At 34.5% G+C, this 20577-nt stretch carries 26 protein-coding genes; 20 read left to right on the forward strand and 6 right to left on the reverse strand.

The features are described 5' to 3' along the window. The first annotated feature begins 359 nt into the window (after window positions 1-359). The 6 genes from sufC to CD30_RS04770 all read left to right on the forward strand — a co-directional run bounded on the left by sufC (window position 360) and on the right by CD30_RS04770 (window position 6183). Window positions 360-1142, forward strand: a complete 783-nt coding sequence (gene sufC / locus CD30_RS04745) for a Fe-S cluster assembly ATPase SufC (protein ID WP_036173128.1) — start codon at window positions 360-362, stop codon at window positions 1140-1142. A 16-nt stretch (window positions 1143-1158) separates the two neighbouring features. Further along, on the forward strand, window positions 1159-2466 hold the full coding sequence (gene sufD, locus CD30_RS04750) for a Fe-S cluster assembly protein SufD (RefSeq protein ID WP_036173131.1): 1308 nt from the start codon (window positions 1159-1161) through the stop codon (window positions 2464-2466). Then, on the forward strand, window positions 2466-3689 hold the full coding sequence (locus CD30_RS04755) for a cysteine desulfurase (RefSeq protein ID WP_036173133.1): 1224 nt from the start codon (window positions 2466-2468) through the stop codon (window positions 3687-3689). Before sufD ends, CD30_RS04755 begins: the two co-directional genes overlap by 1 nt. Further along, window positions 3679-4116: a Fe-S cluster assembly sulfur transfer protein SufU gene (gene sufU, locus CD30_RS04760; protein ID WP_036173135.1), complete on the forward strand. Its 438-nt coding sequence runs from the start codon at window positions 3679-3681 to the stop codon at window positions 4114-4116. The genes CD30_RS04755 and sufU overlap by 11 nt, the downstream gene beginning before the upstream one ends. A gap of 22 nt (window positions 4117-4138) precedes the next feature. Further along, entirely contained in the window at window positions 4139-5536 is a 1398-nt protein-coding gene (sufB, locus tag CD30_RS04765; protein ID WP_036173138.1) for a Fe-S cluster assembly protein SufB, read from the forward strand. A 194-nt stretch (window positions 5537-5730) separates the two neighbouring features. After that, window positions 5731-6183: a GNAT family N-acetyltransferase gene (locus CD30_RS04770; protein WP_036173140.1), complete on the forward strand. Its 453-nt coding sequence runs from the start codon at window positions 5731-5733 to the stop codon at window positions 6181-6183. Between the two features lie 81 nt (window positions 6184-6264). Here CD30_RS04770 and CD30_RS20285 read toward each other — a convergent pair whose 3' ends face one another. Beyond that, the gene (locus tag CD30_RS20285) at window positions 6265-6429 is read right to left on the reverse strand and encodes a hypothetical protein (protein WP_170215804.1); all 165 of its coding nucleotides are present in this window, start codon (window positions 6427-6429) and stop codon (window positions 6265-6267) included. Window positions 6430-6643: 214 nt separating this feature from the next. On the opposite strand from CD30_RS20285, the gene CD30_RS04775 reads away from it, so the two are divergent. The 7 genes from CD30_RS04775 (at window position 6644) to CD30_RS04805 (ending at window position 13321) form a co-directional block, all read left to right on the forward strand. After that, window positions 6644-7504, forward strand: a complete 861-nt coding sequence (locus tag CD30_RS04775) for a DUF72 domain-containing protein (RefSeq protein WP_036173142.1) — start codon at window positions 6644-6646, stop codon at window positions 7502-7504. Continuing rightward, window positions 7505-8326 carry a sulfite exporter TauE/SafE family protein gene (locus CD30_RS04780; protein ID WP_036173145.1) on the forward strand — a complete coding sequence of 274 codons (822 nt, stop codon included), beginning with the start codon at window positions 7505-7507 and terminating at the stop codon, window positions 8324-8326. It begins immediately after the preceding gene. 35 nt (window positions 8327-8361) lie between these two features. Further along, entirely contained in the window at window positions 8362-9723 is a 1362-nt protein-coding gene (locus tag CD30_RS04785; RefSeq protein WP_036173148.1) for a bifunctional metallophosphatase/5'-nucleotidase, read from the forward strand. A 72-nt stretch (window positions 9724-9795) separates the two neighbouring features. Continuing rightward, window positions 9796-10899 (forward strand): HD-GYP domain-containing protein, encoded by a 1104-nt coding sequence (locus CD30_RS04790; RefSeq protein WP_036173151.1) that lies wholly within the window; start codon window positions 9796-9798, stop codon window positions 10897-10899. Window positions 10900-10967: 68 nt separating this feature from the next. Further along, window positions 10968-11741 (forward strand): sporulation protein YunB, encoded by a 774-nt coding sequence (gene yunB / locus CD30_RS04795; RefSeq protein ID WP_036173307.1) that lies wholly within the window; start codon window positions 10968-10970, stop codon window positions 11739-11741. 115 nt (window positions 11742-11856) lie between these two features. Next, window positions 11857-12777, forward strand: coding sequence for a lipoyl synthase (gene lipA, locus CD30_RS04800; RefSeq protein WP_036173154.1), 921 nt, complete (start codon window positions 11857-11859; stop codon window positions 12775-12777). Window positions 12778-12967: 190 nt separating this feature from the next. Then, window positions 12968-13321 (forward strand): YutD family protein, encoded by a 354-nt coding sequence (locus CD30_RS04805; protein WP_036173158.1) that lies wholly within the window; start codon window positions 12968-12970, stop codon window positions 13319-13321. A gap of 80 nt (window positions 13322-13401) precedes the next feature. On the opposite strand, the gene CD30_RS04810 is transcribed toward CD30_RS04805, so the two are convergent. Then, window positions 13402-13668: a DUF3055 domain-containing protein gene (locus CD30_RS04810; protein WP_036173161.1), complete on the reverse strand. Its 267-nt coding sequence runs from the start codon at window positions 13666-13668 to the stop codon at window positions 13402-13404. Between the two features lie 86 nt (window positions 13669-13754). Here CD30_RS04810 and CD30_RS04815 point away from each other — a divergent pair, with 86 nt between their 5' ends. Both CD30_RS04815 and CD30_RS04820 read left to right on the forward strand, forming a co-directional pair. Then, entirely contained in the window at window positions 13755-14207 is a 453-nt protein-coding gene (locus CD30_RS04815; RefSeq protein ID WP_036173164.1) for a DUF86 domain-containing protein, read from the forward strand. Next, window positions 14204-14965, forward strand: a complete 762-nt coding sequence (locus CD30_RS04820; RefSeq protein WP_036173167.1) for a TIGR01457 family HAD-type hydrolase — start codon at window positions 14204-14206, stop codon at window positions 14963-14965. The genes CD30_RS04815 and CD30_RS04820 overlap by 4 nt, the downstream gene beginning before the upstream one ends. 90 nt (window positions 14966-15055) lie before the next feature. Here CD30_RS04820 and CD30_RS04825 read toward each other — a convergent pair whose 3' ends face one another. Next, window positions 15056-15292 (reverse strand): YuzB family protein, encoded by a 237-nt coding sequence (locus CD30_RS04825; protein ID WP_036173171.1) that lies wholly within the window; start codon window positions 15290-15292, stop codon window positions 15056-15058. Window positions 15293-15764: 472 nt separating this feature from the next. Between CD30_RS04825 and CD30_RS04830 the strand changes: the two genes are divergently transcribed. Continuing rightward, entirely contained in the window at window positions 15765-16838 is a 1074-nt protein-coding gene (locus CD30_RS04830; protein ID WP_036173174.1) for an NAD(P)/FAD-dependent oxidoreductase, read from the forward strand. 54 nt (window positions 16839-16892) lie between these two features. Here the strand turns inward: CD30_RS04830 and CD30_RS04835 are convergent, their stop codons facing one another. Further along, window positions 16893-17219 carry a YuzD family protein gene (locus CD30_RS04835; RefSeq protein ID WP_036173178.1) on the reverse strand — a complete coding sequence of 109 codons (327 nt, stop codon included), beginning with the start codon at window positions 17217-17219 and terminating at the stop codon, window positions 16893-16895. Window positions 17220-17306: 87 nt separating this feature from the next. Here CD30_RS04835 and CD30_RS04840 point away from each other — a divergent pair, with 87 nt between their 5' ends. Then, a complete protein-coding gene (locus tag CD30_RS04840) occupies window positions 17307-17543 on the forward strand; it encodes a NifU family protein (RefSeq protein WP_036173181.1) in 237 nt (78 codons plus the stop codon). A 51-nt stretch (window positions 17544-17594) separates the two neighbouring features. On the opposite strand, the gene CD30_RS04845 is transcribed toward CD30_RS04840, so the two are convergent. Beyond that, window positions 17595-18302: a DUF2225 domain-containing protein gene (locus CD30_RS04845; RefSeq protein ID WP_036173183.1), complete on the reverse strand. Its 708-nt coding sequence runs from the start codon at window positions 18300-18302 to the stop codon at window positions 17595-17597. A 157-nt stretch (window positions 18303-18459) separates the two neighbouring features. Between CD30_RS04845 and CD30_RS04850 the strand changes: the two genes are divergently transcribed. The 3 genes from CD30_RS04850 to CD30_RS04860 all read left to right on the forward strand — a co-directional run bounded on the left by CD30_RS04850 (window position 18460) and on the right by CD30_RS04860 (window position 19989). Beyond that, window positions 18460-18834, forward strand: a complete 375-nt coding sequence (locus CD30_RS04850) for a HesB/IscA family protein (RefSeq protein WP_036173186.1) — start codon at window positions 18460-18462, stop codon at window positions 18832-18834. Between the two features lie 169 nt (window positions 18835-19003). Further along, a complete protein-coding gene (locus tag CD30_RS04855) occupies window positions 19004-19501 on the forward strand; it encodes an NUDIX domain-containing protein (RefSeq protein WP_036173189.1) in 498 nt (165 codons plus the stop codon). A 158-nt stretch (window positions 19502-19659) separates the two neighbouring features. Further along, window positions 19660-19989, forward strand: coding sequence for a YuiB family protein (locus tag CD30_RS04860; protein ID WP_036173192.1), 330 nt, complete (start codon window positions 19660-19662; stop codon window positions 19987-19989). 38 nt (window positions 19990-20027) lie between these two features. Here CD30_RS04860 and CD30_RS04865 read toward each other — a convergent pair whose 3' ends face one another. Continuing rightward, window positions 20028-20504, reverse strand: coding sequence for a divergent PAP2 family protein (locus tag CD30_RS04865; RefSeq protein ID WP_036173194.1), 477 nt, complete (start codon window positions 20502-20504; stop codon window positions 20028-20030). Window positions 20505-20577: the final 73 nt, after the last annotated feature.

Consider the following 20577-nt stretch of genomic DNA (forward strand, 5'->3'; position numbering starts at 1 on the left):
TAAACATGCAACATGTTCAGCATGATAATATTTACTTATTTTCGGGTATAGTAAATATATTGCACTTAAAACAAGACATATGTTTGGGAAGGTTATAAAATAAAGAATAAAATAGAATAATGAAATACATTCTCAATTAGAAATTCTTTATTGAAAATGAACGATTCGACTTTTTTACTACAATATTTTATGGAAAAAGCAAAAAATAATCATCATTATCTTAATTTTATTGGTTTTTATCGTTTAAAATTCATTGCAGAATAAATGTTTTGCATGACTCGATGTTTTCGGTTAAGATTAGAATGATAATAAATTAGTAATGGTTCTACCATTTAATGTTCAATTACGGAGGGAAAATAATGTCTACACTAGTAATTAAAGATCTTCATGTATCAATTGAAGACAAAGAAATTTTAAAAGGCGTTAACTTAACGATTAATACAAATGAAGTACACGCAATCATGGGTCCAAACGGAACAGGTAAATCTACTTTAGCTTCTGCAATTATGGGACACCCAAAATACGAAGTAACACAAGGTACAATTGAAATAGATGGCGAAAACGTTCTTGAAATGGAAGTTGATGAAAGAGCTAAAGCTGGTCTATTTTTAGCAATGCAATATCCTTCTGAAATCTCTGGTGTAACAAATGCTGACTTTATCCGTTCAGCTATTAATGCACGTCGAGAAGAAGGTGATGAGATTTCATTAATGAAATTCATCCGTGAATTAGATAAAACGATGGATTTCTTAGAAATGGATCAAGATATGGCTCAACGTTATTTAAATGAAGGATTCTCTGGTGGGGAAAAGAAACGTAACGAAATTCTTCAATTAATGATGATTAAGCCAAAATTTGCTATCTTAGATGAAATTGACTCAGGTCTTGATATAGATGCTTTAAAAGTTGTAGCTAAAGGTATTAATGAAATGCGCGGGGAAGGATTCGGTTGTCTTGCAATCACTCACTATCAACGCTTATTAAACTACATTACTCCTGACCATGTACATGTTATGATGCAAGGTCGCGTTGTAAAATCAGGTGGTCCTGAATTAGCTCAACGTTTAGAAGCTGAAGGTTACGACTGGATTAAAAAAGAACTAGGTATTGAAGATACAGACGCGGTAACAGAAGAAGCATAAGAGAGGACGGATTAAAATGACAGTTGAAACAAAATTGGCGTTATCAGCTGAGGAAGTACGCTCGTTCTCAAAAAACAACAATGAACCATCATGGTTTACTGATTTACGTGCTACTGCAATCGAAAAAGCGGCTGAACTACCAATGCCAAAACCAGACAAAACAAATATTACAAATTGGAACTTCTTAGATTTCCCAGTTCATACAGTTGAAAGTGCACCTTTTGCATCTCTTGATGAACTTTCTGAAGAAGTAAAAACAATTATCGATATAGAAGGTCAAGAAAACTTATATATTCAACGCAATAACACTCCATCATTCCTTAAAGTTTCTGAGGAATTAAAATCACAAGGTGTTATTTTTACAGATATTCAAACTGCTATTCGTGAACACAGCGATTTAGTGAAAAAGTATTTCATGACTGAAGCTGTAAAAGTAGACGAACATAAATTAACTGCTTATCATGCAGCTTTAGTAAACGGTGGGGTATTTGTATACGTTCCGAAAAATGTTGTATTAGAAAAACCGCTTCAAGTTGTATTTATTAACGATAATGAAGAAGCTTCTCTATTCAACCACGTATTAGTTGTTGCAGATAGTAATTCAGCAGTAACGTATGTTGAAACTTATGTATCAACAGTAGGTGAATCTCGTGGGCAAGCAAACATTATTGAAGAGGTTTTAGCTTTAGATAATGCTCAAGTGACATTTGGTACTGTTGATGTTTTAGCAAAAGGCTTTACGACTTATGTAAACCGTCGTGGGTACCTAGCTCGTGATGCAAAATTAGACTGGGCTTTAGGTTTGATGAACGATTCAGATACGATTTCAGAAAACATTACACATCTAGTTGGTGATGGTTCAACAGCAAATGCAAAAACTGTAGTTGTTGGTCGTGGTGAACAAAAACAAAACTTCACAACTGAAGTTCGCCATTGGGGTAAAAATTCTGAAGGCTTCATTTTAACTCATGGTGTTATGAAAGAAGCTGCTCAAACAATTTTCAATGGAATTGGGAAAATTGAACATGGTGCTTCTAAATCAAATGCAGAACAAGAGTCACGCGTGTTAATGCTATCTGAAAAAGCTCGTGGAGATGCCAACCCAATTTTATTAATTGATGAAGATGATGTAATGGCAGGTCACGCTGCATCAGTTGGCCGTGTAGATCCAATTCAGCTTTATTATTTAATGAGCCGTGGTATTTCGAAAACAGAAGCTGAGCGCTTAATAATTCATGGTTTCTTAGCGCCAGTAGTTTCCAGCCTTCCAATTGAAAGTGTTAAAGATCAATTGACGAAGGTAATCGAAGGGAAAGTTCGCTAATGAATGAAATTAGAAAATATTTTCCGATTTTGAATCAAGAAGTAAACGGGCATCCGCTCGTTTACCTTGATAGCGCTGCTACTTCACAAAAACCAGTTCAAGTGTTAGACGTTATAAGAAAGTATTATGATTTTGATAACTCTAACGTGCACCGCGGTGTACATACGCTTGGTAATCGTGCAACGGATTCCTACGAAGGAGCACGTGAAAAAATCCGTAAGTTTATAAATGCCAAATCTACTAAAGAAATTATATACACAAGAGGTACAACAACATCCCTTAATACAGTTGCCTCTGCTTATGGCAGACAAAATATTAATGAAGGTGATGAAATTGTCATCTCATACATGGAACACCATTCAAACTTAATTCCTTGGCAACAGCTTGCCAAAGAGAAAAAGGCAGTTTTAAAATATTTCGAACTAGAAAAAGATGGAACGATTACTCTTGAAACTGTTGAAAAAACTATTACAGACAAAACAAAAATTGTAGCTATTACAATGGCGTCTAATGTTCTAGGAACGATTAATCCAATTAAGGAAATTGCAGAGATTGCACATAAACATGATGCGATTATCGTTGTGGATGCTGCTCAAGCCGCGCCGCATATGCCGATTGATGTTCAAGATTTAGATGTTGATTTCTTAGGTTTCTCCGGACATAAAATGTGTGGTCCTACAGGAATTGGCGTACTATATGGTAAACAACAGCTTTTAGAAGAAATGGAGCCAATTGAATTTGGTGGTGAAATGATCGACTTTGTTGATTTATACGAATCAACATGGAAGGAACTACCTTGGAAATTTGAAGGCGGTACACCAAACATTGCTGGAGCAATTGGGTTAGGTGCTGCGATTGATTTTCTCACAGAGATTGGCTTAGATAAAATTGCTGAACATGAACATAAATTAGTAGAATATGCAATGAGTGAAATGGAAAAAATCGAAGGCCTAACAATTTATGGTCCACGTGATCCTAAGAAACGTTGTGGATTAATAACATTCAACTTAGAAGGCGTACATCCACATGATGTTGCAACTGTATTAGATATGAATGGTATTGCAGTAAGAGCAGGTCATCATTGCGCGCAACCATTAATGAAATGGTTAACATGTACTGCAACAGCAAGAGCAAGCTTCTATATGTATAACAATACAGAAGATATTGACCGTCTTGTTGAAGGGTTGAAGGGCGCGAAGGAGTATTTTAACGATGTCTTTTAATAATTTAGATCAACTTTATCGCTCGGTTATTATGGATCATTATAAGAAACCTCGTAATAAAGGCTCTCTTGAAGAAAACAGCGTTACAATTGATATGAATAACCCAACTTGTGGGGATCGTATTCATCTTACCTTGAAAATTAATAATGGAATCGTTGAAGATGCAAAGTTTGATGGTGAAGGTTGTTCAATCTCAATGTCATCTGCATCGATGATGACAGATATTATTAAAGGTAAAAAAGTAGAAGAAGCACTTGAATTAGCGGATATTTTTTCGAAAATGATGCTAGGCGAAGACTATGATGATAAATATGACCTAGGGGACGTAGAAGCACTTCAAGGTGTTTCAAAATTCCCAGCACGTATTAAATGTGCAACATTGGCTTGGAAAGCAATGGAGAAAGGTGTAAAAGAAGAATCAAAATAAAAGTTTGAACGGAGGAGAAAAAATGGCAAAGCAAATGCCTGAAATCGGCGATTATAAATACGGTTTCCATGATAAGGACGTATCAGTTTTCCGTTCAAAACGTGGATTAACTGAAGAAATCGTTCGAGAAATTTCAAATATGAAAAATGAACCTGAGTGGATGTTAAACTATCGCTTAAAAGCGTTAGAAATCTTCTACTCTAAACCGATGCCACAATGGGGTGGCGATCTTTCAGCTTTAAACTTTGATGAGATTACTTATTATGTAAAACCATCTGAAGCAACTCAAAAATCTTGGGATGAAGTACCTGAAGAAATCAAAGCTACATTTGATAAATTAGGTATTCCAGAGGCTGAACAAAAATACTTAGCTGGTGTTTCTGCTCAGTATGAATCTGAAGTAGTATATCATAACATGAAAAAAGACCTTGAAGATCTAGGTATCGTATTCAAAGATACTGATTCTGCATTACGTGAAAATGAAGACATCTTCAAAAAATATTGGGGTACAGTAATTCCATCTTCAGATAACAAATTTGCTGCATTAAACTCAGCTGTTTGGTCTGGGGGATCATTCATTTACGTACCACCTGGTGTTAAATTAGAAACACCTTTACAAGCATACTTCCGTATTAACTCAGAAAACATGGGTCAATTCGAACGTACATTAATCATTGTTGACGAAGGTGCAAGTGTACACTACGTAGAAGGATGTACAGCGCCTGTATACACAACAAACTCACTGCACTCTGCAGTAGTTGAAATCATCGTTAAAAAAGATGCATATTGCCGTTATACAACGATCCAAAACTGGGCAAATAACGTATATAACCTAGTGACAAAACGTACTGTTGTTGAAGAAAACGGAACGATGGAATGGGTTGATGGTAATATCGGTTCTAAACTTACAATGAAATATCCAGCATGTATCCTTAAAGGTGAGGGTGCACGTGGTATGACATTATCGATTGCGATTGCTGGTAAAGGTCAACACCAAGATGCAGGTGCAAAAATGATTCACTTAGCACCAAATACATCTTCTACAATCGTATCTAAATCGATTTCTAAACAAGGTGGTAAAGTAACTTACCGTGGTATCGTACGATTTGGTAAAAAAGCAACAGGTGCACGTTCAAATATCGAATGTGATACTTTAATTCTTGATAACCAATCGACTTCAGATACAATCCCTTACAACGAAATCTTAAATGATAACGTATCTTTAGAGCACGAAGCAAAAGTTTCAAAAGTATCTGAAGAACAATTATTCTATTTAATGAGCCGTGGTATTTCAGAACAAGAAGCAACTGAAATGATCGTAATGGGCTTCATCGAACCATTTACAAAAGAACTTCCAATGGAATATGCTGTTGAAATGAACAGATTAATCAAGTTTGAGATGGAAGGTAGTATCGGATAATTAACGAAAAACCCTTGTCTATCAAGGGTTTTTCTTATTTTTGTTACGAGCCAAGTTCATTATTTGCCGATTTCTAAAATGGTAAAGGTGACCCTTACCTTGACTTGAAATTTATTAAATAAAATAGCAGGTTTTTTCAAAAAGAAATGGTAAAATTGAAGAAAAAGTAAAGTTATTTTTTAGGGGAAAGTATTATGTTTATTCGTAAACTAAAAATAGATGAAGAGCCTCCAATAGATTTATTGTTATTAGCTGATCCTTCTAGAGTCATCGTTGAAGAATATTTGCAAAGAGGAGAATGCTTTGTAGCGGAAAGTGATAATCAACTGATTGGGGTCTATGTACTACTGCCGACTAGACCTGAAACGGTGGAATTGGTGAATATTGCAATAATCGAAACTCAGCAGGGTAAAGGGTTGGGGAAACAACTAGTAATGAATGCAATTGAAATGGCTAAGTTAAAAGGATTCAGAACCATAGAAGTCGGAACTGGAAATTCAAGCATTGGACAATTAGCCCTCTACCAAAAATGTGGTTTTAGAATTGTTAGTGTTGATACTGATTTTTTTACTAGGCACTATCCGGAAGAGATTTTCGAAAACGGTATACAATGTAGAGATATGATTCGATTATCTCAAGATTTATAATCAAGTTCGAGATAAAAATGATTAATCTTTTATCTTTTAGTGTTGGAATCAAGCTGTAGATGTTATCCTTTTAGAAGGATTCTATCTTTTATCATGTTTTATAATCATTATGACTAATAATCCAATAATGATACTAAAGTTTATCTGGAAACCTATAAATGCTCTATACTCAAACAAATAAACCATTATTCCTGTGTAAATGATCATTCCTAAAAGTAAAAAACCGATCCACTTATCATCATTCATTTATATTCCTCCCTTAAAATATAGATTCAATAACAGTTTGAAAATTCCTATATAATTTCTTTAAATTTTATAAAATAAGAAATTGGAAAAACTTTTAAAAGTGAGTTAGCATTAAGCTAGCTCGCTTTTTTCTTACATAAATGTGGCAATATTAATAAATTCATGAAATTCTAAATTTTAACTATGTTATCATAATAAAAAAGGAGTGGGGAGCTTGATTTATATTGGGCTTACTGGCTGGGGTGACCATCCAATTTTATATAGCGAGCTTTCAACAAGTCGAGATAAATTGTTTGATTACAGCGGACATTTCCCTGTTGTGGAGGTGGACACTTCATTTTATGGAATTCCATCTCTAAAGAGCGTTGAAAAATGGTGTAATGATACACCTTCGAATTTTAAATTTGTTTTAAAAGCCTATCAAGGTATCACGGGGCACTTAAGAGATGAGCTTCCCTTTGAGTCGCGTAATGACATGTTTAATGCATTTAAAGAATGTGCAAGAGGCTTTCAATTGCAAGGTAAGCTTGCCATGGTTTTAGTACAGTTTCCGCCATGGTTTGATTGTCAAAATAAAAATGTTCAATATATACGTTATGTTAAACAGCAATTAACGGATTTTCCGATTGCCATCGAATTTCGAAATCAGTCTTGGTATTTAGAAAAAAATCGAGGCGAAATGTTCAAATTTTTACAAGAAAACGAACTTATCCATACCGTATGTGATGAGCCACAAGCAGGCAGTGGTTCCATTCCTTTAGTAGGTAAAGCTACATCAAAGGAAGCGGTCTTATTACGTATACACGGGAGAAATATTCATGGTTGGCGAAATGCTGGGAACAACCAAAATTGGAGAGAAGTTCGCTTTTTATATGATTATAATGAAGAAGAACTTGAAGAAATTGCAAATGTCATACTTGAATTGAAACAGCAGTCCAGAGATGTTTTTGTACTGTTTAATAATAATTCGGGGCATCACGCTGCAAAAAATGCAAAAAGAATAATGGAAATGCTAAATATTGAATATAGCAATTTATCACCTAAGCAGTTAAATATGTTTGAAGGAGACTTTTAAATGGAATATGTAATATTACTAATCATTGCACTCTGTTCAGGAATTATCGGATCTCTTGTCGGTTTAGGTGGAGGGGTTATATTAGTCCCAGCAACTTTATTTTTTGGTATCACACTAGGATTTATTTCCGATTTAACACCTCAAACAGTCGTTGGTTTATCGGTCATCATGATGATATTTACTGGACTTTCATCAACTCTATCGTATATGAAGTCGAAAACGGTTGATTATAAAAGTGGGGTAATTTTTTTTATCGGTAGTATTCCGGGTACAATGTTTGGCGCTTGGGTGAATAAGTTTTTAGATCTGCCTTCGTTTAATTTGTATTTTGGGATATTATTAATTATTTTATCGACAATCTTATTAATAAGAGATAAATTAAATCCGGTAAATTGGTTTGTGGAGCACGGTACAAAAAGACATTTCGTAGACCTTCAAGGAAACGAACATATTTATGGATATCCAATTTGGTTTGCCATAGCTCTAACCTTTATTGTTGGTTTTTGTTCAGGCTTGTTTGGAATTGGTGGGGGATCAATGATTGTTCCAGCCATGCTATTATTATTTAGATTTCCACCTCATGTGGCTGTAGCAACTTCCATGTTTTTAGTTTTCTTATCTTCTTTAGTCAATTCTGCTAGTCACATTACTTTAGGAAATGTTCCTTGGATTTATACAATACCAGTCATTATTGGTGCATATATTGGAGCAAAGATAGGTGCTTCCTTAAACAAGAAAATGAAATCAGAAACACTTGTTTTTGCTCTTAGAATTATTTTATTGCTATTAGGTATACGTAGCATTTACGATGGTTTATTTTAACAATATTGATTGATAATTGAAAGATGGTGACGGACATGATCGAAACAATTCATATATTTCACACGAATGATGTACATAGCCATTTCGAGTATTGGCCTCGCATGCAATATTATATTAAAGAGCAAAGAAAGGCCTTTGCAAGATTAGGAGAACCAAGCTTTTTATTAGATATTGGTGACCATCTTGATCGTTCTAATATTTATACAGAAGCAACGTTAGGACAGGGCAATATCGAGTTATTGAATAAAGCGGAGTACGATGTTGTAACGATTGGGAATAACGAAGGAATAACTTTGTCCTTTGAAGATTTATATCATCTTTACGATCGTGCTGAATTTGAAGTCGTTGTTGCCAATTTGAAGGTGAAAAATGGGATTGATCCACAATGGATAAAACCATATACAATTTTAACAACGAAATATGGAACAAAAATTGGGGTAATTGGTGCAACTGCTGTATTTACTGTTTTTTATGATGAACTAAATTGGGAGATTAAGGAGCCAAGAGAAGTTATAAAAAAAATCGTAAGTGAAATACAGCATGAAGTAGATGTGATTTTTTGCCTCTCCCATTTAGGAATTACTGAAGATGAGTTACTTGCAAATGAATGTTCTGAAATAGACGTTATTTTCGGTTCACATACCCATCATTTATTTCTAGAGGGTAAAATGATTAATAATGTTTTATTAACTGGCTGCGGGAAATTTGGAGCCTATACAGGCCATTTAACAATTGAATTTGATCATCAAAAACGACAAGTCATTAAAAAAGAAGAAATCGTTGTAGAAAATGCTTTATTACCTGAAATTGAAGGGGAATCATCCTTTGTTGCTTCATTATATAACCAAGGTAAAGAATTGCTTAAACAACCAGTTTTTGAAACAATGAAAAGCTACAATAAAGAATGGTTCCATCATTCCCAAATTTCTCGTTTGTTTGCAAAGTGTTTAATGGATTATACAGATGCAGACTGTGCCATGTTTAATGCAGGTATCTTTTTAGATGGGCTGCCAAAGGGAATTGTAACTAAATATGACCTTCATAAAATACTTCCCCATCCTATCAATGCATGTGTAATAGAAATAAGCGGTAGAGAATTGAAGGAAGTATACTTGCAGTCAGCAAATGAAGATTGGCCCCTTCTTGAATTAAAAGGACTCGGTTTTAGAGGAACAATCTTTGGCAAGATGTTACTATATAAACTCTCATTAAATGAAAAAAACCAATTGTTAGTGGATAATAAAATTGCAGACCTAGATAAAACCTATCGTCTAGCTACATTAGATATGTTTACATTCGGGTATTTCTTTCCAACTTTCAAACGTGCAAAGAAAAAATATTATTTACCGCTTTTTCTACGAGATGTTTTAGCAAATTTTGGAGAAAAATATCTTTAATTGACAATTTATTGCTGAATCTTTATCATTTAACTATTCGTAATAGTTAAAATGAAACGGAGCAAAAGCAGCATGAGACTAATATCAATCGATGCGCTTCAACCTGGAATGGTAGTAGCCAGAACGATTTGGAATGAGGCAGGTCTACCTCTATTGCAAAAAGATGCGAAAATTAGCATACCGATTATTAATCGACTAAGACAACTAAACATTAAGTATTTGTACATCGATGACAAGCTCTCTCAAGGTATTGAGGTTTCTGAGTTAATTGCTCCTGAAAAACGTTTGGAAGTTGTTAAAGTGATTAAAGATTCGTTTAAAAAGCTTAGAGGGATTGAAGGTAAAGATGTATCCTATGTTTTAGACAAGCAGTCTAATGAAATAAAAATGCTCGTTGATAATTTACTTGAATCCATATTAAATAGTAATGAAATGTTGACGGTACTTACAGACTCTTATCTATATGATGAATATTTATATCAACATTCCTTCCAGGTAACATTATATTCCATTGCTATAGCAAAAGAGCTTGGCTATAAATATGATGATTTAAGATTAATTGGTATTGGCGCAATGCTACATGATGTTGGGAAATTACAAGTTCCTACTAATATAATAATGAAGCCGGGGCATTTAACGAATGAAGAATTTGACATCATGAAGGAGCATGCACGGTTTGGATTTGATATATTAAGAAACTTGCACTCTATATCTCTACTTGTTGCCCATTGTGCATTTCAACATCACGAACGATTGGATGGAAGTGGGTATCCAAGAGGGCTAGTCGACCATGAAATACACCCATTTGCTAAGATAATAGCTGTTGCAGATGTATTTGATGCTGTTACATCCAACCGGGTTTATCGTGAAAAAATGTTACCTTCACAAGGGATTGAAATCATTGAGGCTGGAAGCGGAACAATGTTTGATCAGCGTGTTGTAGATGCGTTTAAACGGAGCGTTGTGCACTTTTCAAATGGTACAATCGTATTACTATCTGATGGACGAAGAGGAATCGTGGCAAAACAAAATATGAACAACTCTGCAAGACCGTATATTCGAATTTTTGAAGAAAACAATACTATGCTAAAATCTACTTACATAATTAGTTTAGAAGAGTACCCTGAACTGTCTGTTAATAAAATTGAAACAGAATACATTTCGCATGTCGAATAGATAACTCCTCCTATTCATAAATATATAGAATAGGAGGAGATTTTTTGTTTTCTCGTCGAAATAGCGTTATGTTTTCTCGCCGAAATAACAGGAGATTAAATAGGCGAAATTTTGGAAGATCGAATCGTCTTGCCATATTCCTTATATTTTTTGTAGCATGTTTAATATTCTTTATCGTTTATATTAATGAAAAATTATTGCCAACTTATTTAGATTATGCAGAGGTACAAACATTTAAAATTGCTTCCCATGTTGTTAGTAGAGCTATTAGTGCAGGTACATCTGATGTAATGGATGTAAATGATGTTATAGAAAATATGCCTGGTGAAAATCAAATGGTTACAGTAAAGTTTAACACTGAAATTATTAATAAAGTAAGAGCAGAAACGGTTTCATTAGTAAAAGAACATTTACAACAAGCAGAACAAGGTAATTTAAGCCATCTTCCTGAATTAGATAATGTAGAATATGATGTAGGAAGCATGGAAGCAGGAGATGGTATTGTATTTTTTGTTCCGTTGGGGCAAGCTTTAAACCTCCCGATTATTGGTAATCTCGGACCTAAAATTCCAATCCGTTTTCATATCATTGGGAATGTTAGTAGTGACGTGGTTTCCAATATACAAGAATTCGGTATCAATAGTGCGAAAGTAGAAGTAGGTATAAAAGTAAGGGTAAACGTACAAATTATCATTCCTTTTGCTTCTTCGACATCAACGGTTGAACAATATATTCCTGTTGCAATAGGTCTTGTTCAAGGCACTGTACCACATATTTGGTCTGGAGGAGGAGATGGAGCACAGCCTTCAATCGAAGTTCCAGTTCCGCTTCCGCTTGAGTAAAAAAACTAGTTTATTTAGTAACATTTAGATACACTAAAAGGAAGTTAATTGTTACAATAGTTATAGTGTTTTACATTGACAAAGGTAAGATGAGAGTTAGACAGGGGCGATATTTATGACAGTAAGTAATAAAAATGAAGAAATTTTACGTAAACCCGAATGGTTAAAAATAAAGCTTAATACAAACGAAGAATACAAAGGCTTAAAAAAATTAATGCGAGAAAAAAATCTGCACACTGTTTGTGAGGAAGCTCGCTGTCCGAACATTCATGAATGTTGGGGAGAAAGAAGAACGGCGACAATGATGATCCTAGGGGCAGTTTGTACACGTGCTTGTAGATTCTGTGCTGTAAAAACAGGATTACCGAATGAACTGGACTTAGCAGAACCAGAACGTGTCGCAGATTCAGTACAATTAATGGATTTAAAGCACGTCGTTATTACAATGGTTGCTCGTGATGATTTAAAAGACGGAGGAGCAGGCGTATTAGCAGAAACTGTTCGTGCTATTCGTAGAAAATCTCCACAAACTTCAGTCGAAGTGTTACCTTCAGATTTAGGTGGAGTAGAAGAAAATTTAAAAATGCTCATGGATGCAAAACCTGATATTCTAAACCATAATATCGAAACGGTTCGACGTCTTACACCAAGAGTCCGTGCCAGAGCAAAATATGATCGTTCTTTAGAGTTTTTACGTCGAGCAAAAGAAATGCAGCCGGACATTCCAACAAAATCATCTTTAATGATTGGTCTTGGGGAAACATGGGATGAAATTTTAGAGGTTATGGATGATTTACGTGCAAATAACGTAGACATTATGACGATTGGTCAATATTTACAACCAACGAAAAAGCATTTACCAGTAAAACAATATTACACACCACTTGAGTTCGGTAAACTACGTAAAATTGCAATGGAAAAAGGCTTCAAGCATTGTCAAGCAGGGCCTTTAGTTCGCAGTAGTTATCATGCCGATGAGCAAGTAAACGAAGCTACAAAAAATAGACAATTACAAGCTGAAGGGTTAATTGAATAACCAATTTTAAATCTTAATTCAGCAGTAGAATTTTTTAGTATTATGTAGATGTAGCAAAAGGGATTTCCTTCGAATGGATTCACCTACTCTTGCATCTCTTTGTTTATTCTGTTGCAAATACTATTTAATACATGAATAAACAGTAAAAATGATCAAATGGATGTATGTACAAATAGAAGGGAGAATTTCGATGATAATAGCAGAAGGATATGCATATGAAATTATCGAAAATGTCCGAGATGGGTTTCAGGAAGAAGTGTTTCAAGCTCGTTACAGTGATGTTCTAGCAAAATATGATTATATTGTAGGCGATTGGGGTTATGGTCAATTAAGAATGAAAGGATTTTTCGATGACCGTAATCAAAAGTCGACCTTTGATACGAAAATCAGTACTTTTGAGGATTATTTATATGAGTATTGTAATTTTGGCTGTGCATATTTTGTGTTACGTAAAACAGGAAGAGCGCCAAAACAAGAAACACTACCAGTTGTTGAAGAAAGCTCAACAACGAATGAATCATCAGAAACAATTGAGCAAATTTAAAATTTTAGAAGCTAATAAAAAGTACAATCCATCAATGGATTGTACTTTTTATGCGTATAGGGATAGCCTATACCTTGCTTTTAAGCTAATAATTCTGTTAAATACTCCCGCAAATCAATAGCTTCTTCTTCTGTTTTATTATACACATGCTCTAAATATCCAGGTTCTTCAACATCGTCCGGACCGATAATCGCAAATCGATTGGATTGCATATCTAAAACTAGTACTTTTCCAAAAAATCGACTGGATTGCACAATAGCTAGGTCATAACGTAGCTTGTTTCCTGTAAAGCTAACAAATCTTGTTTTTGTATCTTCAATATCATCATATAAGAAAAAACGCTCCATATGGTTTTACTCCTCCCAATTCTCTAGAATATGTTACTATAAATAAGAAACGACTATCAACTTAATTGATTAATGGGGGCTTTAACATGTATTTTGTCGATCGTAATAAAATAATTAGCACATTAAAGCATTTAGATGAACTACTTTCTGTGTTTGAATCAAAACAAGAATGGTTAAATGATGATATTTCAAAACTTGCTCTACAAAGAATTGCACACAATACGGTAGAAGCTTTGATGGATGTGGGGAATTTGATTATTGATGGTTTTATTATGAGAGATCCTGGTAGTTATGAAGACATAATTGATATTTTAATCGATGAAAAAGTAGTATCTATAGAAATGGAAACACCATTAAAAAACGTTGTAGATCTTCGTAAAATCGTAGTAAGAGAATATGTGGATGCAGACAATGAGGTAGTAGAAAAAGTATTAAAAGAAAATCTAGCGAGCATAAAACAATTCTCATCAAGTGTTATTAATTATTTAGAAAATGAGTTGGGGCCAGTATCAGCATTTTTACCGGAGAGCGAAAAATGAAAAGATATAAAGCTTATTGCTTCGATTTAGATGGAACGGTTTATAGAGGAAATGAAGGGATTGAAACTGCAGTACGATTTATCCATCGCTTGCAGGAAGAAGGTGTTGAATATTATTTCATCACGAATAATTCTTCAAAAACACCTACACAATTGCAGAGTGCACTAGCTAAAATAAATATTGAGGCTCCAACAAGTAGAATTTATTCTAGTGCAATTACGACTGCAAAGTATATTTCTCAACATTATAAAAACGCCATCGTACATGTAATTGGTTCTGATGGATTAAAAGAAGCATTAGTCGAAGAAAATATTGCTCTGACAGATGATTTAAATGCTGATGTTGTCGTGATGGGAATTGACCAAACTGTTGACTATATGAAGCTTGCAAAAGCAACTGTCGCTGTTCAAAATGGCGCAACATTAATCGGTACAAATAAGGATATAAAGTTCCCTAGTGAGTTCGGATTTTTACCGGGAAATGGTTCATTTGTAGAGCTAGTTGCAAACGTAGGGAATACGGATCCAATCTATGTTGGAAAGCCTTCTCCAGTGATGCTTGAAGTGATTCAAGAGGAATATGGATACGATAAAGAAGACATGGTGTTAATAGGGGACAATTACGATACGGATATTTTATGTGGTATCCAATTTGGTTGTGATACAATCCATGTCAATACAGGTGTAACGAGCACGGAACAGGTGCTAAAAAAGGAAATCCAGCCTACATATTGTTTGGAAGACTTAAGCGAGATATAAATAAAGTAAAAGAAAAGATCCACGTACATATAGAATGAACAATAAACTTATGATTAACGGTTCATTCTTAAAAAGTACGTGGATTTTATGTTAGAATAAAGGATTTTCTTCAATGTATTGATAAATCTTCCCTGTTAATTCTTCAGGAGTGTCAGCCTCTACAATATCACCATTCACAAGTGCGTAAAATGTGCTGTCACATAATGTACAGTAGCTTAAACAACCGTACTCAAGTACATCTATATTAGGATCTTTTTCTAATATTTCATAAGTTTCTTGTGCGCCCTTTGCTAGATTGCTAATACAAAATTCTACTAATGGGTTCATTGGAGTCACCTCAAATAAAAATCCTACTCTGTTTTTAGGATTTCGTCAATTTATCCGATTTAAATGTGGTTTATCCATCCATCTTGTGGGGGCTATTATATTAGTGATTAGTCTATTATCAGCACGAGATTGTCTAATATCCGCCTCGGAATGTCTAATATCATACTCGGATTGTCTATTATCCTAAAGCTTTTGTCTATTATTTAGAACACGCTCCTGCTCTTGTCTAATATCCGTCCGGGATTGTCTATTATCGGATCGCCTTTGTCTATTAAACCTGCATGCTCGTCTATATCAATCCCTAGTCACAATCCAGATACCTAGCCATTTTAATTAGTAAGAATAAAGGGCTTAAAACTTTTTGTGAAATTTTTCACAAAAAATTTCGAAATGATATTGTGAAAAGTATCACAATGAGCTATACTCGAATGTGTATTATTTGTGAACGCTATAAAATTAGAGGGAGAGTTATATGAAAAACTTAGTATTATTAGGCGGAGGTTATGGCAACATGCGTATTTTACATCGCCTTTTGCCAAACAATTTCCCTGAAGACACGATGATAACATTGATTGACAGAACACCGTTTCATAGCTTAAAAACAGAGTTTTATGCATTGGCAGCAGGTACTTCTACTGATAAAGAAGTTCGTGTTACATTTCCAGAGCATCCTAGATTAGATACTGTATACGGTGAAATAACTAAAATTGATACTAAAGAGAAACTTGTTTATTTAGATAAAGATCGAACTGTACAATACGATGATTTAGTAATTGGGCTTGGTTGTGAAGATAAATATCACGATGTACCAGGAGCTGAAGAATATACATATAGTATTCAGACAATCGCTAAGTCACGTTGTACGTTTGAAAAACTATGTGGTTTGCCTGCTGGTTCAACAGTTGCGATTGTTGGAGCTGGTTTAAGTGGTATTGAATTAGCAAGTGAATTACGCGAAAGTAGAGAAGATCTTAAAATTAAGCTTTTCGATCGTTCACACCGTATATTACGAGAGTTCCCTGAGAAACTAAGTAATTATGTGAAATCATGGTTTGAAAAAAATAATGTTGAAGTGATTGCAGAATCAAACATTACAAAAGTTGAACCAAATCTTTTATTTAATCACGAAGATGTTATAGAAGTTGATTCAGTTGTTTGGACTGCGGGAGTTCAGCCTGTAAAAGTTGTAAGAGATATTGAGGATATTGAAAAGGATTCAAAGGAACGCCCGATAATAAATCAATATTTCCAATTAATCAATGATGAACATGTATATGTGATTGGTGACTGTGCTTCATCAGAGCTACCTCCAAGTGCTCAATTAGCAGAAGAACAGGCTGAGCGTGTAGTAAAAGTACTGAAAGCACGTTTTAAAAATGAACCATTACCTGAAAAAATGCCTGAAATTAAGTTGAAAGGCTATTTAGGTTCATTAGGTAAAAAGCACGGCTTTGCCCATGTTATGGATACGGCTGTAACCGGACGCCTTGCTAGATTAATGAAATCTGGCTATCTTTGGTTTTATAAACGTCAAGTTGAATCATAATAAAAACAGGAGTCTAAAATTCATTTTAGACTCCAAATTTTAAAACAGTTTATTTCAAACTTCTGAGGTAAAACCAATATCCTCTAGTGCAGAGAATACAGGCTTTAATTGAATATACCCTTCACCGATTACTTCATTATTAAGTAATACTAGTGGATAAAAGAATTCATCGTTATGTATGCGTTCTGCCCAATGTATTTCTCTAGGATCAGTCAAAGGTTGCTCGATGTCAACATAACGAATTGTAAAAGGGTGGTTAGGAAATTTACGGCTAATTGCAGCCTCTAGCCATTCATAGGTGTCTTTAGATGAAGGTGCATTAACACAGCTAGCACATAATATATCTGCGCCAAAGATTTCAATCACTGGTTTATTTTTCATTATAAATCTAACAACCTTTCTGACTTAACTATTGGATTTTTTCGTTTCTTCACATTATAATTATTTTAATGAAAGGAGTCGAGGGAAATGACAGATTTAGAACAAAAAGAACAAGTGCAAGAAGTTTTAGATAAATTACGTCCGTTCTTACTTCGCGACGGGGGCGACTGTGAATTAGTTGATGTTGAAGAAGGTATTGTTCGCTTGCGTTTATTAGGTGCATGCGGAAGCTGCCCAAGTTCAACAATCACTTTAAAAGCAGGTATTGAACGCGCACTTTTAGAAGAAGTACCTGGTATCGTGGAAGTAGAACAAGTATTTTAATTTACATGATAAATTTGGCTATCTAATGTGAAAATGTTAGATAGCCTTTTTTTAATTTTTCGGAAGTTCCTCACGCAGTTTCTCACGTTCTTCACGAACTAGCTGCCATTGTTCTTTTGCCATATCGATCAGCTTTGCCTCACCACCAATGTGCTGCTGTTCGATTACTTTAGAGAAGAATCGAGTAGCATTTTCTATATCATTGATGCGACGAGATAGTTCTGCAATCATATACATAACTCGAACACCTGACATTTGAGTACTTGCATAATCTTCATTTGAAAAAGATTCTAAATAATAGTCACGAGAAAGCTTGATAAAACGCTCTTCCTGCTCCAGATTTCCCATTGAACGGTATAGCCAGCCAATTCTTAATGATAAACCAGCAAGTGATACGTTTTTTTCTTTTTTAATCGTCCCACATAAAAGGGCAAGTTTGTAAGCTTGAACAGCTTGTGAAATCGTTCGTTCGCCACTAAAAGTATGATGTACCCACTTTTTCGTAATTTGCTCATCAATTTGTTCTTTTACACCAGGAGCAAAGTATTTATTAAAGTCTTCTGTGAAAGAAAAACCACAATGTTCACAAACAAATACATTATAAAAAAGTGCATTAACATTTGTATCAGCATATATAGGACGAAAATCACTTTCGGTTTGATTTACTTTTATAAATTTTGAACGTACCTTATAAGAAGGGAATGTCTTTTTACAGTTAATGCATTCTATTTGTTTTTCATAATACGGTGACATTTCCATAATACGTACTCCTCCAATAACATATAATAAGACTATTATAACAGTTATCAATTAAAAGTTGTTAAACCCATTGTCCTATTTTTTTCAGAAGCAGTATTGTTGAATCATCATGTGAAAACTTGATATTATATAAGATAGAAGGAAGGTGACTACAGAGATGACAAGTGAAAAAAATGTGATACATTTAACTGAAGCGGCAGCATTTCGTGTGAAAGAAATGCAAAAGCATAATGATGAGGAAGGTTCATTTTTACGTGTCGCAGTTCATGGTGGCGGATGTAGTGGACTTTCATACGGCATGAATTTTGACCAAAACCAAAGCGAAGACGATTATATAGACGAACAATTTGGCTTGAAAATTCTTGTTTCTCGCGAGGATGCACCAATCTTAACGGGGACTAAAATTGATTATAAGCAATCTCTAATGGGTGGCGGTTTTACCATCGACAATCCGAATGCAATCGCTTCATGTGGCTGTGGAACGTCTTTTAAAACGGCTAAAGTTGAAGGTACGCCGGAAGTTTGTGAGTAATAGTTAAATATCAGGTAATATTTATGAGACTTTTTTCTTTTTAATGAAGAAGGTCTCATATTTTTTATAAATTCAACTCATTATCGGAATCAATACAAGGTTTATATAATTAAATTTTAAGAATGAATTATATAATATTAAATATAGGGAATATACAAAGGGTGATTAGATGAAAAAGGATCGGGGAAAGGTTTGGCTTGGTGTTGCTGGAGTTGTTATTAATTCAGAAGGTAAGTGGCTCGTAGTGAAAAAGAAATATAGTGGATTAAAAGGGGTATGGTCACTGCCAGCAGGATTTGTAAATGACGGTGAGACAGCGGATGAGGCGGTCGTCCGTGAAGTAAAAGAAGAAACGGGCATTGATTGTGAGGTTTCGGGCTTAGTCGGTTTCAGATCAGGCGTTATTCGAGAGGAAATAAGCGATAACATGGCTATTTTTTATTGTAGACCTATTTATGATATACAGTCCATTTCCATCCAAGAACGGGAATTATCAGAAGTAGCTTGGTTAACAGTTGAAGAACTAGTTAACGGTGGAGAATCTTCCGTTATGCTTCGAGAAATGGCTAGTCATGAGTTGAAAGAACACCAGCTATTTAAAAAAGAAGGCATTAATCCAGGGGAAGTATTTGAATACTCAGCTTATAAATTATTTTTTAATAAATGACTACATAGTTGGATTGAACTAGTTGTACCGATTCGTATAACTAGTTTTTGTTGTGACGGAGAAAATCAAATAAATGTCACAAAACGTGCGTCATAACCATTTGAAAGCATTTACTGAATAGGTTACACTAGTTAAGAGAAAACGGAGGTATACATAAAATGAGTGGATCAGTTTCCATAGTACAATTGATCATATCTATCGTACTATTTTTTGTTATGTTCTTTGGAATAGGATTTTTATTAAACATGCTCCTTCGTATGACATGGTTAATGGCAATAATCTATCCTGTAGTCGTAATATTTATTATTGATGAAGTTAGTTTTTTAGACTACATATTTAAACCAGGAATGGCTTTTCCCGCTTTATGGGATAAAATTTTATCTTTACATTTAGTAGATATATTAATTTTGGCTGGTGGTTTTGGGGGAGCTATTGTAGCAGGCTTCGTTATGATGTTTTTAAGAAAAAGTGGATATCGAATGTTTTAATCAAAAAAGTGCTTTGGATATTCCCGAAGCACTTTTTGTTATCCTATAAAATTGTAATAAATAATGGCAATAAGAATTCCAGTGACTGCACCAGATAAAACTTCGCTTGGTTTATGGCCTAATAGTGTTTTTAACGCTTGGTGTTCTTCCGTCTCATTTTTATCTGGCCAACGAGAAATTTCTCTAAAAAACACATATAAATCATCGCGTATTTGATTTAAAATGGCTGCATGCTGTCCAGCTTGATAACGTACGCCACTAGCATCATACATTACAATACCTGCAAACATAGTCGCTACTGCAAAGGTAGGGGAATTCAAGCCAGTTTCAAACCCAACTGCAGTGGCGAGACTTGAGACAGCAGCAGAATGAGAACTAGGCATACCTCCTGTAGAAGTCATTAAAGCCCAATTTATTTTTTTTGTCAGGATAAAATGAATAGGTACTTTAATAAATTGAGCAAACAGAATTGAAAATAAAGCTAATAATAAAGGTGTATTCTGTAGTAAAGCCAAAAGAAAAATCCCTACCTTTCTTATTCTATGCTTAAAGTATAGCACAACTACGTTGCTAAAAATAAACGATTGT

The sequence above is a fragment of the Ureibacillus massiliensis 4400831 = CIP 108448 = CCUG 49529 genome (assembly GCF_000772965.1).
GTDB lineage: Bacteria > Bacillota > Bacilli > Bacillales_A > Planococcaceae > Ureibacillus > Ureibacillus massiliensis.

Bases quoted from the DNA above. Each gene is read 5' to 3' on its own strand.
- CD30_RS04755 (WP_036173133.1), top strand. From the start codon at position 2,466: ATGAATGAAATTAGAAAATATTTTCCGATTTTGAATCAAGAAGTAAAC.
- CD30_RS04845 (WP_036173183.1), bottom strand. From the start codon at position 18,302: ATGGAAATGTCACCGTATTATGAAAAACAAATAGAATGCATTAACTGT.
- CD30_RS04780 (WP_036173145.1), top strand. From the start codon at position 7,505: ATGGAATATGTAATATTACTAATCATTGCACTCTGTTCAGGAATTATC.
- sufC (WP_036173128.1), top strand. From the start codon at position 360: ATGTCTACACTAGTAATTAAAGATCTTCATGTATCAATTGAAGACAAA.
- CD30_RS04825 (WP_036173171.1), bottom strand. From the start codon at position 15,292: ATGAACCCATTAGTAGAATTTTGTATTAGCAATCTAGCAAAGGGCGCA.
- CD30_RS04820 (WP_036173167.1), top strand. From the start codon at position 14,204: ATGAAAAGATATAAAGCTTATTGCTTCGATTTAGATGGAACGGTTTAT.
- CD30_RS04830 (WP_036173174.1), top strand. From the start codon at position 15,765: ATGAAAAACTTAGTATTATTAGGCGGAGGTTATGGCAACATGCGTATT.
- CD30_RS04855 (WP_036173189.1), top strand. From the start codon at position 19,004: ATGAAAAAGGATCGGGGAAAGGTTTGGCTTGGTGTTGCTGGAGTTGTT.
- CD30_RS04850 (WP_036173186.1), top strand. From the start codon at position 18,460: ATGACAAGTGAAAAAAATGTGATACATTTAACTGAAGCGGCAGCATTT.
- lipA (WP_036173154.1), top strand. From the start codon at position 11,857: ATGACAGTAAGTAATAAAAATGAAGAAATTTTACGTAAACCCGAATGG.
- sufB (WP_036173138.1), top strand. From the start codon at position 4,139: ATGGCAAAGCAAATGCCTGAAATCGGCGATTATAAATACGGTTTCCAT.
- sufU (WP_036173135.1), top strand. From the start codon at position 3,679: ATGTCTTTTAATAATTTAGATCAACTTTATCGCTCGGTTATTATGGAT.
- CD30_RS20285 (WP_170215804.1), bottom strand. From the start codon at position 6,429: ATGAATGATGATAAGTGGATCGGTTTTTTACTTTTAGGAATGATCATT.
- sufD (WP_036173131.1), top strand. From the start codon at position 1,159: ATGACAGTTGAAACAAAATTGGCGTTATCAGCTGAGGAAGTACGCTCG.
- CD30_RS04805 (WP_036173158.1), top strand. From the start codon at position 12,968: ATGATAATAGCAGAAGGATATGCATATGAAATTATCGAAAATGTCCGA.
- CD30_RS04810 (WP_036173161.1), bottom strand. From the start codon at position 13,668: ATGGAGCGTTTTTTCTTATATGATGATATTGAAGATACAAAAACAAGA.
- CD30_RS04785 (WP_036173148.1), top strand. From the start codon at position 8,362: ATGATCGAAACAATTCATATATTTCACACGAATGATGTACATAGCCAT.
- CD30_RS04770 (WP_036173140.1), top strand. From the start codon at position 5,731: ATGTTTATTCGTAAACTAAAAATAGATGAAGAGCCTCCAATAGATTTA.
- CD30_RS04860 (WP_036173192.1), top strand. From the start codon at position 19,660: ATGAGTGGATCAGTTTCCATAGTACAATTGATCATATCTATCGTACTA.
- yunB (WP_036173307.1), top strand. From the start codon at position 10,968: ATGTTTTCTCGCCGAAATAACAGGAGATTAAATAGGCGAAATTTTGGA.
- CD30_RS04835 (WP_036173178.1), bottom strand. From the start codon at position 17,219: ATGAAAAATAAACCAGTGATTGAAATCTTTGGCGCAGATATATTATGT.
- CD30_RS04815 (WP_036173164.1), top strand. From the start codon at position 13,755: ATGTATTTTGTCGATCGTAATAAAATAATTAGCACATTAAAGCATTTA.
- CD30_RS04840 (WP_036173181.1), top strand. From the start codon at position 17,307: ATGACAGATTTAGAACAAAAAGAACAAGTGCAAGAAGTTTTAGATAAA.
- CD30_RS04790 (WP_036173151.1), top strand. From the start codon at position 9,796: ATGAGACTAATATCAATCGATGCGCTTCAACCTGGAATGGTAGTAGCC.